Origin of the sequence: Gracilibacillus marinus (assembly GCF_042651725.1) — a bacterium.
Classification (GTDB): domain Bacteria; phylum Bacillota; class Bacilli; order Bacillales; family Amphibacillaceae; genus Gracilibacillus; species Gracilibacillus marinus.
In genome coordinates, this window is record NZ_JBHSDV010000008.1 from 38,014 (window position 1) to 52,557 (window position 14,544).

The following is a 14,544-nucleotide window of genomic DNA, read 5'->3' on the forward strand; positions in this document are numbered from 1 at the left end:
CCTCTTTAATTTGGTGAAGATGGTAAAAAAGGCTATAAAAAGTCTTCAGGTAGGAGGAAAAGAGATGAGAACTGGTACGTTAAAACAAATTTTATTAATTACAGATGGTTGTTCCAATCAAGGTGAAGACCCTGCAAGTATTGCGCGTATTATTGCTGAACAAGGTATTACTGTTAATGTGATAGGAATACTAGAGGAAACACAAACAGAGGAATCACAAGGATTAAATGAAGTGGAAGAGATAGCAAGTAATGGTCAAGGTGTGAGCCAAATTGTGTATAAACAAGCATTATCACAAACTGTACAAGCAGTAACAAAGCAAGCAATGAATGAGACATTACAAGGTGTAGTCAATAAAGAACTACAACAAATTTTAGGAAACACACGCTCCATGGATGAATTGCCTCCTGAGCAACGCGGAGAAGTAATGGAAGTAGTAGATGAATTAGGAGAGACGTGTGATTTAGAAGTATTAGTATTAGTAGATACAAGTGCTAGTATGACGAACAAACTACCAACAGTACAAGAAGCATTGATTGATTTGTCCATTAGTATGAATGCTAGAATTGGACGAAGTCGCTTTAGTATCTATCAATTTCCGGGTAGAAGAAAACCAATTCATCAATTAGTTGATTGGACAAGTAAGTTAGAGTCGATCTCTTCTATATTTGCAAAAATCTCTACTGGCGGTGTCACACCAACAGGTCCAGCATTAAAAGAAGCGATGCATCAATTTGGCAAGAAGAGTCTAAAAAGGAGACTGTTCCATAATGAATACACAGATGTTGAAGAAGCCTGATATTTCCTTCTATAAAGGACAAATTATCACAGGCAAATGGCATAAGAAGACATACCATGTTGTAAGGAAATTAGGTAGTGGTGCAATTGGAACAGTATATCTGTGTGTTTGTAATAATGTGCAAGTAGCACTTAAGGTAAGTAAACAAAGTCATTCGATTACATCAGAAGTCAATGTGCTAAAAGTGTTAAAAAAGGTTCAAGGACATCGCCTTGGGCCTTCTTTAATCGACGTGGATGATTATGTTCATAGAAACGGGTATGTGTATTCCTTTTATGTTATGGAATATATATCTGGCGAGCCATTGTCGCAGTTTGTTAATCGTCATGGTGAGGAATGGCTTTATTCCTTATTAGTAGGTTTCTTAAAAGACTTACAAGCGTTACATAATGAGGGGTATATTTTTGGTGATTTAAAAATGGAGAACTTAATTGTGTCAAGAAAGCCTGCTAGATTACGATGGGTAGATGTTGGTGGTACGACATTAGTAGGGAGGTCCATTAAGGAATATACGGAATTCTATGACCGAGCATATTGGCAAGCTGGAACAAGAAAAGCAGATCCGGGATACGATTTATTCGCTTTAGCAATGGTTGTATTAAGAATCTATTATCCGCAAGGGTTTGAACGAGGGAACAATCCAAAAAAGACATTAATGCAAAAAACATCTATGGCAATTAAACATACCGGTATTAGACAACTTATAAATAAAATGTTAAATGGAGAAATGATAGAAGCAGATATCGTGAAAAATGAATTAATTTATTATACGATGAAACAGAATCGCTCTCGTACACAACAAGTAAACACGAAACAACATACACGTCATGATAGTGTTGTATACCCAATGATGGAAGTGTTGAGTATTTTATCAATAAGCGGTTTATGCTATTTATATGTCGCAATTTTTATGTAATAAAAAGAAATAATCGGACATAGTATGGTAAAATAATGTACAAAAGTGCAGTGTGAGGTGGTGAGAACTGATTACAACTAATTTTGAAAGAAATATCATCCAATTTATTAAAAGACACCATTTATTGCATGATCATGCGAATGTGCTTGTCGGAGTATCTGGAGGTGCAGATTCTCTCGCCCTTTTATATTTTCTTAATCAACTAAAGTCTATTTATAATTTACAGCTTACAGCAATGTCTGTAGACCATATGCTACGCGGAGAAGAATCAAAAGAAGATGTCGATCATGTTCTGGAGTTATGCGAAGAATGGGAGATTCCGTTTATAAGTCAATCCGTTGATGTGAAAAAGGCCAAGCAATCCAATCATGAAGGCACACAAATCAATGCAAGAAAGTTACGTTATGAAGCATTTGAACAAGTGATGTTAGAGAGAAGTATTGACTATTTAGCATTAGGCCATCATGGAGACGACCAAATAGAGACATTTTTAATGCGTGCCGTTCAACATACAAATCCTTCATTACTAACAGCGATCCCAGTAAAACGCCCATTTAGTGTTGGACAGATTATTCGTCCATTCCTAATTACAACGAAAAAAGAAATCTATCAATATTGTCAAACGAATCAAATTAGATATCGAGAAGACCCGTCTAACCAATCGGATACCTATACTAGGAACTATTATCGTATACATGTAACGCCAATGTTAAAACAAAAAAATCCAACTGTTCATCGCACCATTCAACACTTAACAGAGCGGCTAACAGAAGATGAAGCATATTTGATGGAAGAAGCTAATGAAATGTTTCAAAAAGTAGTAACAAAAGAAACAGACAAAAAAATCCTTAAATTTAATATTCCTTCTTTTATTACATACCCGATTGCTTTACAAAGAAGAGTACTTCATCTAATATTAAACTATCTATATCAAGAAGTACCAGATAGCGTTTCATTTCAACATGAAGAAGATTTCCTTCAGTTAATAAAGCAAAAAAAGGCAAATGTAACAATTGATTTTCCACAAGCATTGCAAATAACGAGAAGTTATGAAGAGATAACTTTTCATTTCAAAGAAGACAAAGCAAATGAGTTACGTGAGAAAGTATTGGATATACATATTCCTGGAGAGACTTTATTACATAATGGAGCGAGTATACGGGCTAGCTATAGTATCGGTTCGTTGCAAGAAGGTAAAAATAACATTATTTTACCACTTGATCCTACTTTATTTCCCCTCCGCGTCCGCACGAGACAGGATGGAGATAGAATGCGAGTAAGAGGGTTAGGTGGAACAAAAAAGATAAAAGATATTTTTATTGATGAAAAGATTCCATTGCCAATGCGAAATATTTGGCCGCTTGTCGTAACAAATGATGATACCATCCTATGGATAGTCGGGTTAAAGAAAGCAGCAATAGATCTTAACAAAAGTGCGATGAACTGTTTATTACTAGAATACATGGAGACAAAATAGTAGGAGGCATCATGATGCATAATGAAATAAAAGAAATATTAATCTCTAAGGAAGAAATCCAAGCAAAGTGTCAAGAACTTGGAGCACAATTAACAAAAGAATATGATGGGAAATTCCCACTTGCTGTTGGTGTACTAAAAGGGGCTCTTCCGTTCATGTCGGATATTTTAAGAAATATGGATATCCATTTAGAAATGGATTTTATGGATGTATCTAGTTATGGAAATGGAATGAGATCATCTGGTGAAGTAAAAATTGTGAAAGATTTAGATACAAAAGTAGAAGGAAGAGATATTTTAATTATTGAAGATATTATTGATAGCGGGTTAACATTAAGCTATCTTGTAGATTTGTTTAAATATCGTAAAGCAAATTCCATTAAAATAGTTACATTATTAGATAAACCAGAAGGTCGCACAGCAAATATTAAAGCAGATTTAGTTGGTTTTAATGTACCTAATGAGTTTGTTGTAGGATACGGTTTAGATTATCAAGAGAAATATCGTAACTTACCGTATATTGGTGTACTAAAACCAGAAATTTATGGTGGCGAAGAATAGTAGCTACGTATTTTGTAACAATTTATCAAACATATTGAAATTGCTAGTGGTAATTAGTTGTAATATGCTCTTTTTGTATGATACTATTTACTATAGTTTTCTCGTTGTGGGAGGAGGTACGTGATGAATCGAATAATTCGTAATGTGATTCTATATTTTCTAATATTTTTAGTAGTAATTGGGATCATATCTGTGTTCACAGGTCAAAACAATCAGGCCGAAGAACTAAAGTCAAGTCAATTTATGCAAGCACTAGAGAATAATGAAATTAAAGAAATGGAAATGCGTCCATCAAATGGTGTGATGCGAATTGTAGGGACACTCTCTACAGAGGATCAGACATTCGTCACAAATATCCCTGATAGCTCAGGTATTATTGAGGAAGTATATAATACTGCAAGTGACCAAGGGATTTTGAAGGTAGATGAAGAGGAACAACCAAATGGATTTCTAGCTTTTCTAACAACAATGATTCCATTTGTTATTATATTCATTCTGTTTTTCTTCTTACTGAACCAAGCGCAAGGCGGCGGTAGTCGTGTGATGAATTTTGGTAAGAGTAAGGCAAAAATGTATAGTGAAGATAAGAAAAAAGTACGCTTCCGTGATGTAGCTGGTGCAGATGAGGAAAAGCAAGAGTTAGTAGAAGTGGTAGATTTCTTAAAAGATCCACGTAAATTCACTGCTATTGGTGCGAAGATTCCAAAAGGTGTGTTACTTGTTGGACCTCCAGGTACTGGTAAAACATTACTAGCACGTGCTGTTGCTGGTGAAGCTGGTGTGCCATTCTTTAGTATAAGTGGTTCAGACTTTGTGGAAATGTTCGTAGGTGTTGGGGCATCTCGTGTTCGAGACCTATTCGAAAATGCAAAGAAAAATGCACCATGTATTATATTTATCGATGAGATTGATGCAGTTGGTCGTCAGCGTGGCGCAGGTGTTGGTGGTGGACACGATGAACGTGAACAAACACTGAATCAACTACTTGTAGAGATGGATGGTTTTGGTGAGAATGAAGGAATCATCATCATTGCTGCGACAAACAGACCAGATATCCTAGACCCAGCATTATTACGTCCAGGTCGTTTTGACCGTCAAATTACTGTAGATCGCCCTGATTTAAAAGGTAGAGAAGAAGTACTTAAAGTACATGCTCGTAATAAACCTCTATCTGATGATGTGTCATTAAAAACCATTGCGATGCGCACACCTGGTTTCTCAGGTGCAGATTTAGAGAACTTATTAAATGAAGCGGCACTTGTTGCTGCAAGAACTGATAAGCAAAAAATCGATATGGAAGATGTCGATGAGGCAATTGACCGAGTAATTGCAGGACCTGCGAAGAAAAGTCGTGTCATCTCAGAGAAAGAACGTAATATTGTTGCGTACCATGAGAGTGGGCATACGGTTATTGGAATGGTATTAGATGATGCAGATATGGTACATAAAGTAACGATTGTACCTCGTGGTCAAGCAGGTGGTTATGCTGTGATGCTACCACGTGAGGATAGATACTTTATGACAAAACCTGAACTTCTTGACAAGATTACTGGTTTATTAGGTGGTCGTGTGGCAGAAGAGGTTATCTTCGGCGAAGTAAGCACAGGTGCACATAATGACTTCCAACGTGCAACAAGCATTGCTAGAAAAATGGTTATGGAATATGGTATGAGTGATAAGATTGGTCCACTTCAATTCGGAAATACGAGTGGTCAAGTTTTCTTAGGTCGTGATATGCAGTCAGAGCAAAACTATAGTGATGCAATTGCATATGAGATTGATCAAGAAATACAACAATTTATTCAGTCATGTTATGATAGAGCAAAACAAATTTTAACAGAAAATCGTGAAAAGTTAGAATTGATTGCAAAAACATTGCTAGAAATTGAAACATTAGATGCAAGACAAATCAAATCACTATTTGAAAAAGGCATCTTACCCGAACCTGAAGTAGTCTCTGTTCAAGATGGCGAAAAGGCTTCTACAGACAGCAAAGGCGAAACAAAGGTTGAAGAAAAAGAGTCGGATGTAAAAGTAAACATTCAATCAAAAGTAGATGATGTGGAAACACAACAGCCTGATACAGATAAAAAAGAGTAAAAGAAAAAACAACTGTTCTTAGTGAGCAGTTGTTTTTTCTTTAGGGGACTATAAAGTGAATTGGTGTGGAGTCACTACAGTCGCTACGTTTCTAAACGGGCATTTACGCTTTTGTGTCATCATTGGATTCTTCTTGCTTGCTAAACATAGTTTTATGGCTATACAATATGAAAATGACTAATATTAAATAATAAAGGGCTGAATCAAATGATATTTGTACTTGATGTTGGGAATACCAATACAGTATTAGGTGTATTTCAAGATAACCAATTAATCCATCATTGGCGTATGCAGACAGATCGAAATAAAACGGAAGACGAGTATGCAATGTTTGTGAAATCATTATTAGGGCATGAAGGATTAGTATTCTCTGATATGAAAGGCATCATTATTTCCTCTGTTGTACCTCCAATTTTATTTGCTTTAGAACGAATGGCAGTAAAATATTTTCACTGTAAACCGATGATTATTGGGCATGAAGATGTAAATCCATATTTAACAATTGATTACCCAAATCCAAAAGAATTAGGTGCAGATCGTATTGTAAATGCGGTTGGTGCAATTAAAGAATATGGTGCACCTTCTATTGTGATTGATTTCGGTACGGCAACAACGTATTGTTATATCAATGAAAAAGAGTCCTATGTCGGTGGTGTTATTTCCCCGGGAATTAATATTTCATTAGAAGCATTATATACCAATGCTGCTAAACTTCCAAAAATTGAGATCAACAGACCTTCAAGGATCATTGGAGATAGTACAATTGAAGCAATGCAAGCAGGTGTTTATTTTGGATATATTGGACAAGTAGATGAAGTGGTCAATCGGATTAAAAAAGAGATGCATACACAAGCCCAAGTTATCGCTACAGGTGGATTAGCTGGTTTGATTGCGAAGGATTCAAAAACAATAGATATCGTAGACCCGTATTTAACATTAAAAGGATTATATGAAATTTATTTAAAAAATCAAGAGGATTTTAAGTGTAAAGGAGCGAATAAGTAAATGAGAGATTATTTATTAAAAGCAACAGCATGTAATGGAGAAGTGAGAGCATATGCTATTCATTCTACTGCTACAGTAGAAGAGGCAAGAAGAAGACAAGATACGTGGGCAACCGCATCTGCAGCACTAGGTCGAACAATTACGATTACAGCAATGTTAGGTGCCATGTTAAAAGATGACGCGAAATTAACAGTAAAACTTGAAGGTAATGGCCCAATTGGTGCAGTAATCGCAGATGCAAATGCAAAAGGAGAAGTACGTGGTTATATTATCCATCCACATGTAGACTTTGAATCTAATGCACAAGGGAAATTAGATGTGAGACGCGCTGTTGGAACAGAAGGAACTTTGAGTGTTGTGAAAGATTTAGGTTTGAAGACGAATTTTACTGGACAAGTTCCCATTGTTTCAGGAGAAGTAAGTGAAGACTTTACGTATTATTTAGCTACATCTGAACAAGTACCTTCTGCAGTAGGTGCAGGTGTATTAGTGAATCCTGATCATAGTATTCTAGCTGCAGGAGGATTTATTTTACAAATGATGCCAGGTGCATCTGAGGAGACTATTGCAAAAATAGAGCAACAAATAGCAACAATTCCGCCTGTTTCCAAAATGATTCAAGATGGAAAGACTCCAGAAGAAATATTAGCACTGTTAATAGGTGAGTCAGAGAGTGTGAAGGTATTAGAGGAATTACCTGTCACTTTCTCATGCCCATGTTCTAAAGAAAGATTAAGTGCTGCGATAACAAGCTTAGGAAATGAAGAAATTGACGCAATGATTGAAGAAGACCATGGTGCTACAGCGAACTGTCATTTTTGTAATGAGACATATACCTTTACAATAGACGAGTTAAAAGCGTTAAAGTCTTCATAAGGAGGATTTTATTTTGCGGCTATCGAGGATTAGTTTGTGGTTATTAATTATTATTTTATTAATCACGAATATAGCCACATTGCTATGGAGCAATGTAGCAGGGGAAGATAAATACGAGGAAGTATTTAAAGAAGTCGATGCAAAAGGTATACTCGCAACAATTGAAGGAACAGAAATAAAAGAGAAACAACTAATGCAATACATGGCAGAGCGTTATGGAAAAGAAGCACTCGAAGATTTAATCAATAAAGAAGTGGTATATCAATTAGCTAAACGTAATAATTTAGTAGTGTCAGATAAAATAATAGACCGAGAACTTGCGCGTATGCTAGTCGCATCACCTAAATTAACAGACGAGGAAAAAGAGAAACAAATAAAATTGTGGAAAGAAGATATTATTTATCGGTATTACTTACAACAGCTATTAGTGAGCGATGCAGAAGTCGAGTCAACGGATTTAGAAAGTTATTATGACACATATAAAAATCAATATAACTTTGAAGAAATGATTCAACTCTCCCATATTGTTGTTACAACAGAAGCAGAAGCGGAAGAAGTGATGACAAAGTTAGATAATGGAGAGCGTTTCTCTGACCTTGCAGAACTCTATTCTATTGATGAGTCCAAGAACAGAGATGGATATATTGGTTTTTACAGTCAAACAAGTAGTTTTATTCCCGGTGAATATTTTGATTTGGCAATGGATATGGAGGTGGGTTCGTATAGTGAACCTATTTTGACTTCACAAGGATATGCAATTATATATATGCATGAACATTTGGACGCAATTGATTTCACTCTCGAAGAAGCATATGAAGAAGTAGCGATGGATTTGAAATTGGAGCAATTACCTATCTCTTTAGACGCCACAAGCCTATGGGATGAGTTAGAAGTAGAGACTATTTTCTCAAAAGAATAATTAAAGATTTCCAAGTAATGGGTTGACAAAATAATGATGGTCGTGTACATTGTATATAAAACCAATAATATTACTTGGAATTGAGGAGGAACAAAGATGAAGGTAGCTCAAAATATTGCTGAATTAATAGGAAATACACCAATAGTGAAGTTAAATCGTACAGGGGAGCCAGATGGTGCGGAGATTTATTTGAAGTTAGAATACTTTAACCCAGGTAGCTCTGTAAAAGACCGTATTGCATTAGCAATGGTAGAAGATGCAGAAGCAAAAGGTCTTTTAAAAGAAGGAGATACAATTATTGAACCAACTAGTGGAAATACTGGTATAGGTTTAGCGTTAATTGCTGCAGTAAAAGGATACAAAGCTATTCTTGTTATGCCTGATACAATGAGTACAGAGCGTCGCAATTTATTGCGTGCATATGGTGCAGAATTAATTCTTACACCAGGCGCAGAAGGAATGAAAGGTGCTATTAAAAAGGCAACAGATCTTAAAGAAGAAAATGGCTACTTCATGCCTCAACAATTCAATAACGAAGCAAATCCAGAAGTACATGCTAGAACGACTGGAAAAGAAATCGTTGAACAAATGGGCGATCAATTAGATGCATTTGTTTCAGGTATTGGTACTGGTGGAACAATTACAGGTGCTGGTAGAGTACTGAAAGAACATTATAAGGATATTAAAATTTACGCTGTAGAGCCAACAGATTCAGCTATCTTATCTGGTGGAAAACCAGGTCCACATAAAATTCAAGGTATTGGTGCAGGATTTGTACCAGAAGTATTAAATACAGAAATTTATGATGAAGTGGTTACAGTTACGAATGACCAAGCATATGAAACAGCTCGCGAAGCAGCGCGTCTAGATGGTGTGCTTGGTGGGGTATCATCAGGTGCAGCAATTTTTGCAGCGAAAGAAGTTGCGAAGAAATTAGGTAAAGGCAAAAAAGTCCTAGCTGTTCTCCCGAGTAATGGAGAACGTTACTTATCTACACCACTTTATCAATTTGATTAATAGTAAAAAACCCGAGCATACATTGTTCGGGTTTTTTTACGCACTATACAGATACATGAAAGCATAATATGTTTTTCTATTTCCATATAGGGCAATGGATATATTTATGCTATAATAAGCTTTTGTAGAATCATGTCGGATATAAAGGATGGTTGACAATGGAAAAATACTTAAAAACAAAAGTAAGAGATTTCCGATACACGGACCAGACATTAGTGATGGGAATTCTAAATGTTACACCAGATTCCTTTTCGGACGGAGGACATTTTAATACCATTGAATTAGCAATAGAACAAGCGAAAAGATTAGAAGCACAGGGAGCTCACATTATTGATGTTGGTGGTGAATCGACAAGACCTGGTCACACACCTGTATCAATAGAAGAAGAGTTAGAGCGTGTTATACCTATAATTGAAGCGATATCGCAACATATAACCATACCTATCTCCATAGATACGTACAAAGCTATTGTAGCAGAAAAGGCAATTCAAGCAGGTGCCTCTATTATTAATGATATTTGGGGAGCGAAGCGCGAACCGAAAATTGCAGAGGTTGCAGCAAGATACGATGTACCTATTATTTTAATGCACAATCGAGAGCAAGCTTCATATACCAATTTTTTAGATGACATGGTTTCAGATGTCAAAGAAAGTATACAAATTGCGCTAGATAGCGGTGTGAAAAAATCCAATATTATAATAGATCCAGGTGTAGGCTTCGCAAAAAGTTATGAACAAAACCTGCTTGCAATTCGACATGTCGATAAGCTAAAGCAACTTGGTTACCCAATTCTTTTAGCAACGTCAAGAAAGTCAGTAATTGGTGAAACACTCGGTTTACCAGTGGACAATCGAGATGAAGGAACAGGGGCGACTGTTTGTTATGGCATTGAGAAAGGTGTAGAATTAGTGAGAGTGCATAATGTTGAAATGACCGTTCGCATGACGAAAATGATGGATGCCTTAATTGGAAAGGGAGTGATGTAATTTGGATAAAATTCATCTAAATGAAATGACTTTTTATGGTTATCATGGGCTGTTTCCAGAAGAAAAAAAGTTAGGTCAACGTTTTATGGTAGATTTAGTCCTTGAGTTGGATTTAAAAAAAGCAGGGGAAAGCGATGAGATGTCTTATTCGATTGACTATGGTGCTGTCTACCAAGAAGTAAAGGGAATAGTAGAAGGCATTGCAGTGAATTTAGTTGAAACGGTAGCGGAAAGAATTGCACAACAATTGCTAGCATCTTTCTCCTTACTTCAAGCATGCCATGTAAAAGTGTATAAACCAGATCCTCCTATTCCAGGTTATTATAAATCTGTAGCTGTTGAAATTTACCGGGAGCGGGTATCATGAATCAAGTAATTCTGGCACTAGGATCAAATATTGAACCAAGACAAGCCTATATGGAACGAGCAGAGTCCATGTTACAAGAACATACAGCAATTGATGTTGTTCACACATCTTCTATTTATGAAACAGCACCAGTTGGTTATATGGACCAAGGACCTTTCCTGAATAAAGTGGTCAAAATTCAAACAACCTTACATCCATTGAGCTTGTTGGATTATTGCCAATCAATTGAGAAAGAATTAGGTAGGAAAAGAGAGATTAGATGGGGTCCTCGTACGATAGATGTAGATATATTATTCTATAATCAAGAAAGTATGGATACAGAGCGCCTTATTTTGCCACATCCAAGAATTACAGAAAGAGCATTTGTACTCATACCTTTACAGGAAGTCTGTCCTCGTTTACTTTTGAAAAATGGGGAAAAGTATATTGAAGAAATCATTCAAGAATTACCACCTACAGAGAAAGAAGGAGTAGTTGCATGGCAACAAACAAATGGGGGAGAAGAATCAAAGCTTTTAGAAAATTAAAAGGATATACGCAAATAGATTTTGCAAAGAAAATTGGCATGTCTGTTTCGCAATTAGGAGATATCGAACGCGGCCATAAAGTACCTAGTGACGAGACATTAGCGCATATAGCGAACCATTTAGGTATTTCAGTGGAGGAATTAGCGCCAAAGAGTGAAGCGTAGGAGTGTATGACGATGAAATGGAAAATAGGGGATGTCGAAATCCCTAATCAAGTTGTATTGGCACCAATGGCAGGAGTGAGTAATTGGGCTTTTCGTCTGACAGTAAAAGAATTCGGTGCAGGGTTAGTATGTGCAGAAATGGTAAGTGATAAAGGTATTGTTAGTAAGAATAAACGAACAATGAACATGCTTTATATTGATGAAGAAGAGAAACCGATGAGCTTACAAATATTCGGCGGACATCGAGATACTTTAGTAGAAGCGGCTCGATTTGTAGACAAAAATACGAATGCAGATATTATTGATATAAATATGGGTTGTCCTGTACCAAAGATAACGAAATGTGATGCTGGTTCAAGATGGTTATTGCAACCAGACAAAATTTATGAAATGGTATCTGAAGTAGTACAAGCAGTCGAAAAACCTGTAACGGTAAAAATGAGATCAGGCTGGGATCAGGATAGTGTATATGCGATAGAGAATGCACAGGCTCTACAAGAAGCAGGCGCTAAAGCTGTTGCTTTACATGGGAGAACGAGAGAACAATTGTATGAAGGAGTAGCAGATTGGGATATAGTTAGAAGAGTAAAGGAATCAGTATCCATCCCTGTCATTGGTAATGGCGATATTGACTCACCTCAAACTGCTAAGCGACGATTAGAGGAGACGGGCGTTGATGCCATCATGATAGGGAGAGCGGCATTAGGAAATCCGTGGATTATGTACCAAACAGTGAAGTATCTAGAAAACAATATGTTAGCAGAAGAACCATTACCATCAGAGAAAATGAAAGTATGTCTCTTACATGCAGCTAGACTTGTAAAGCTAAAAGGTGAGAAAGTTGCGATGATGGAAATGAGAAAACATGCCGCTTGGTATCTTAAAGGTTTAGATGGAAATGGTAAGATACGTAGTCAAATCAATCAAATTGATACAAAAGTGGAGTTAGAAGCGCTATTATATGAATATGTAGAAAAATTAGAAGCGCAAGAACGAGTTTCTTAACAAGTATCAAAATTATAATAGAGGTGAAGATAATGAGTGAAGAAATAAGTGAGCAAATGCAAGTGAGATTAGATAAACTAGCAGCGTATAAAGAAAAGGGATTAGATCCGTTTGGGGATAAGTTTATTCGTACGCATTTGGCGAATGAATTGCGAGAGCAGTATGATCAATTCTCTAAAGAAGAACTAGAAGAGAAAGCAATAGACACGACAATTGCTGGACGTATTATGACAAAGCGTGGAAAAGGGAAAGCTGGATTCTCGCATATTCAAGATGTCAGTGGACAAATTCAGTTATATGTAAGAAAAGACGCAATCGGTGAAGAGGCTTATGAAATTTTTAAAACTGCGGATTTAGGCGATATTGTTGGTGTATCAGGTACGATTTTTAAAACAAATGTTGGAGAGCTTTCTGTTAAAGTGAATGCATTTACTTTACTAACGAAATCACTACGTCCATTACCAGAGAAATTCCACGGTTTAAAAGATGTCGAACAAAGATACCGCCAACGTTACTTAGATCTGATTACGAATTTAGATAGTAAAGATACGTTTATGATGAGAAGTAAAATCATTCAATCAATGAGACGTTATCTAGATGATAGAGGATTCCTAGAAGTAGAAACGCCAATGATGCATAGTATTGCTGGTGGTGCATCTGCACGTCCGTTTATTACGCACCACAATGCATTAGATATTCCTTTGTATATGCGTATTGCCATTGAACTACATTTAAAACGACTTATTGTTGGTGGTATGGAGAAAGTATATGAAATAGGACGCGTATTCCGTAATGAAGGTGTGTCAACAAGACATAACCCTGAATTTACGATGATTGAATTATATGAAGCATATGCGGATTACAACGATATAATGGAACTAGTTGAGAATATGGTCGCACATATAGCGAGAGAAGTAATTGGTACGACAACAATACCTTACGGAGAACATGAAGTGAATCTTGAGCCGAAATGGACAAGACTACACATGGTAGATGCCGTGAAAGAACACACTGGTGTAGATTTTTGGCAAGAGATGACAGATGAAGAAGCAAAAGCATTAGCAAAGGAACATGGAATCGAGATTACAAACAATATGACATATGGACATATTGTAAATGAATTCTTCGAGCAACGTGTAGAAGAGAAACTAATTCAACCAACATTCATTTATGGACATCCTGTTGCAATCTCTCCTTTAGCGAAAAAGAATAAAGAAGACGAACGCTTCACAGATCGTTTTGAACTATTTATAGTAGGTAGAGAACATGCAAATGCATTTTCTGAATTAAATGACCCAATTGACCAAAGAGAGAGATTTGAAGCACAAGTGAAAGAAAAAGAACAAGGTAACGATGAAGCGCATGAAATGGATGAAGATTTCTTAGAAGCGTTAGAATATGGAATGCCGCCAACAGGTGGATTAGGAATAGGAATTGATAGATTGGTAATGCTGTTAACAAATGCACCATCTATTAGAGATGTTCTATTATTCCCTCAAATGAGAAATAAATAATCCTTTATATAATATGTACCTCTACATCATAACAGAATGTAGAGGTACATATTATTATATTAATTTCAAAAAAGTGTTGACTTATATATAAGATACATGCTATATTATTAAATGTCGCTAAAACGACATGCACTTCAAATCAAATAGATAACTTCTTATCACATAAAAAGTTGTTGACAAATGATTTTGAAGTTGATATAATATAAAAGCTGTCGAAACAGCTCTTGATCATTGAAAACTGAACAAAACAACCAGTATGATATATAGTAAGAAATGCTAGCTTTTAGAAGCGAGCTTAAAGTCAACTTTATT

General features: G+C 36.2%; 15 protein-coding genes. All 15 read left to right on the top strand.

From position 1 onward, the window contains the following. Nucleotides 1-19: 19 nt before the first annotated feature. The gene (locus ACFOZ1_RS16215) at nucleotides 20-799 is read left to right on the top strand and encodes a vWA domain-containing protein (RefSeq protein ID WP_390200960.1); all 780 of its coding nucleotides are present in this window, start codon (nucleotides 20-22) and stop codon (nucleotides 797-799) included. Further along, nucleotides 771-1,715, top strand: a complete 945-nt coding sequence (locus ACFOZ1_RS16220) for a serine/threonine protein kinase (protein ID WP_390200962.1) — start codon at nucleotides 771-773, stop codon at nucleotides 1,713-1,715. The genes ACFOZ1_RS16215 and ACFOZ1_RS16220 overlap by 29 nt, the downstream gene beginning before the upstream one ends. 124 nt (nucleotides 1,716-1,839) lie before the next feature. Then, nucleotides 1,840-3,192 carry a tRNA lysidine(34) synthetase TilS gene (gene tilS / locus ACFOZ1_RS16225; RefSeq protein WP_390200964.1) on the top strand — a complete coding sequence of 451 codons (1,353 nt, stop codon included), beginning with the start codon at nucleotides 1,840-1,842 and terminating at the stop codon, nucleotides 3,190-3,192. 14 nt (nucleotides 3,193-3,206) lie between these two features. Further along, nucleotides 3,207-3,752, top strand: a complete 546-nt coding sequence (gene hpt, locus ACFOZ1_RS16230; protein ID WP_390200966.1) for a hypoxanthine phosphoribosyltransferase — start codon at nucleotides 3,207-3,209, stop codon at nucleotides 3,750-3,752. Nucleotides 3,753-3,875: 123 nt separating this feature from the next. Then, nucleotides 3,876-5,852 (top strand): ATP-dependent zinc metalloprotease FtsH, encoded by a 1,977-nt coding sequence (gene ftsH, locus ACFOZ1_RS16235; protein ID WP_390200967.1) that lies wholly within the window; start codon nucleotides 3,876-3,878, stop codon nucleotides 5,850-5,852. Nucleotides 5,853-6,059: 207 nt separating this feature from the next. Next, the gene (locus ACFOZ1_RS16240) at nucleotides 6,060-6,857 is read left to right on the top strand and encodes a type III pantothenate kinase (RefSeq protein ID WP_390200969.1); all 798 of its coding nucleotides are present in this window, start codon (nucleotides 6,060-6,062) and stop codon (nucleotides 6,855-6,857) included. Then, nucleotides 6,858-7,733: an Hsp33 family molecular chaperone HslO gene (gene hslO / locus ACFOZ1_RS16245; RefSeq protein ID WP_390200971.1), complete on the top strand. Its 876-nt coding sequence runs from the start codon at nucleotides 6,858-6,860 to the stop codon at nucleotides 7,731-7,733. A 13-nt stretch (nucleotides 7,734-7,746) separates the two neighbouring features. Then, nucleotides 7,747-8,652: a peptidylprolyl isomerase gene (locus tag ACFOZ1_RS16250; protein ID WP_390200973.1), complete on the top strand. Its 906-nt coding sequence runs from the start codon at nucleotides 7,747-7,749 to the stop codon at nucleotides 8,650-8,652. Nucleotides 8,653-8,748: 96 nt separating this feature from the next. Further along, nucleotides 8,749-9,669 (top strand): cysteine synthase A, encoded by a 921-nt coding sequence (gene cysK, locus ACFOZ1_RS16255; RefSeq protein WP_390200975.1) that lies wholly within the window; start codon nucleotides 8,749-8,751, stop codon nucleotides 9,667-9,669. A gap of 158 nt (nucleotides 9,670-9,827) precedes the next feature. Then, on the top strand, nucleotides 9,828-10,655 hold the full coding sequence (folP, locus tag ACFOZ1_RS16260; RefSeq protein ID WP_390200977.1) for a dihydropteroate synthase: 828 nt from the start codon (nucleotides 9,828-9,830) through the stop codon (nucleotides 10,653-10,655). 1 nt (nucleotide 10,656) lies between these two features. Beyond that, nucleotides 10,657-11,022 carry a dihydroneopterin aldolase gene (gene folB, locus ACFOZ1_RS16265; protein ID WP_390200979.1) on the top strand — a complete coding sequence of 122 codons (366 nt, stop codon included), beginning with the start codon at nucleotides 10,657-10,659 and terminating at the stop codon, nucleotides 11,020-11,022. Further along, a complete protein-coding gene (folK, locus tag ACFOZ1_RS16270; RefSeq protein ID WP_390200981.1) occupies nucleotides 11,019-11,549 on the top strand; it encodes a 2-amino-4-hydroxy-6-hydroxymethyldihydropteridine diphosphokinase in 531 nt (176 codons plus the stop codon). The genes folB and folK overlap by 4 nt, the downstream gene beginning before the upstream one ends. Then, nucleotides 11,501-11,713 carry a helix-turn-helix domain-containing protein gene (locus ACFOZ1_RS16275; protein ID WP_390200982.1) on the top strand — a complete coding sequence of 71 codons (213 nt, stop codon included), beginning with the start codon at nucleotides 11,501-11,503 and terminating at the stop codon, nucleotides 11,711-11,713. The genes folK and ACFOZ1_RS16275 overlap by 49 nt, the downstream gene beginning before the upstream one ends. A 12-nt stretch (nucleotides 11,714-11,725) precedes the next feature. After that, entirely contained in the window at nucleotides 11,726-12,718 is a 993-nt protein-coding gene (gene dusB / locus ACFOZ1_RS16280; RefSeq protein WP_390200984.1) for a tRNA dihydrouridine synthase DusB, read from the top strand. Nucleotides 12,719-12,750: 32 nt separating this feature from the next. After that, the gene (lysS, locus tag ACFOZ1_RS16285) at nucleotides 12,751-14,232 is read left to right on the top strand and encodes a lysine--tRNA ligase (RefSeq protein ID WP_390200986.1); all 1,482 of its coding nucleotides are present in this window, start codon (nucleotides 12,751-12,753) and stop codon (nucleotides 14,230-14,232) included. Nucleotides 14,233-14,544 lie beyond the last annotated feature (312 nt).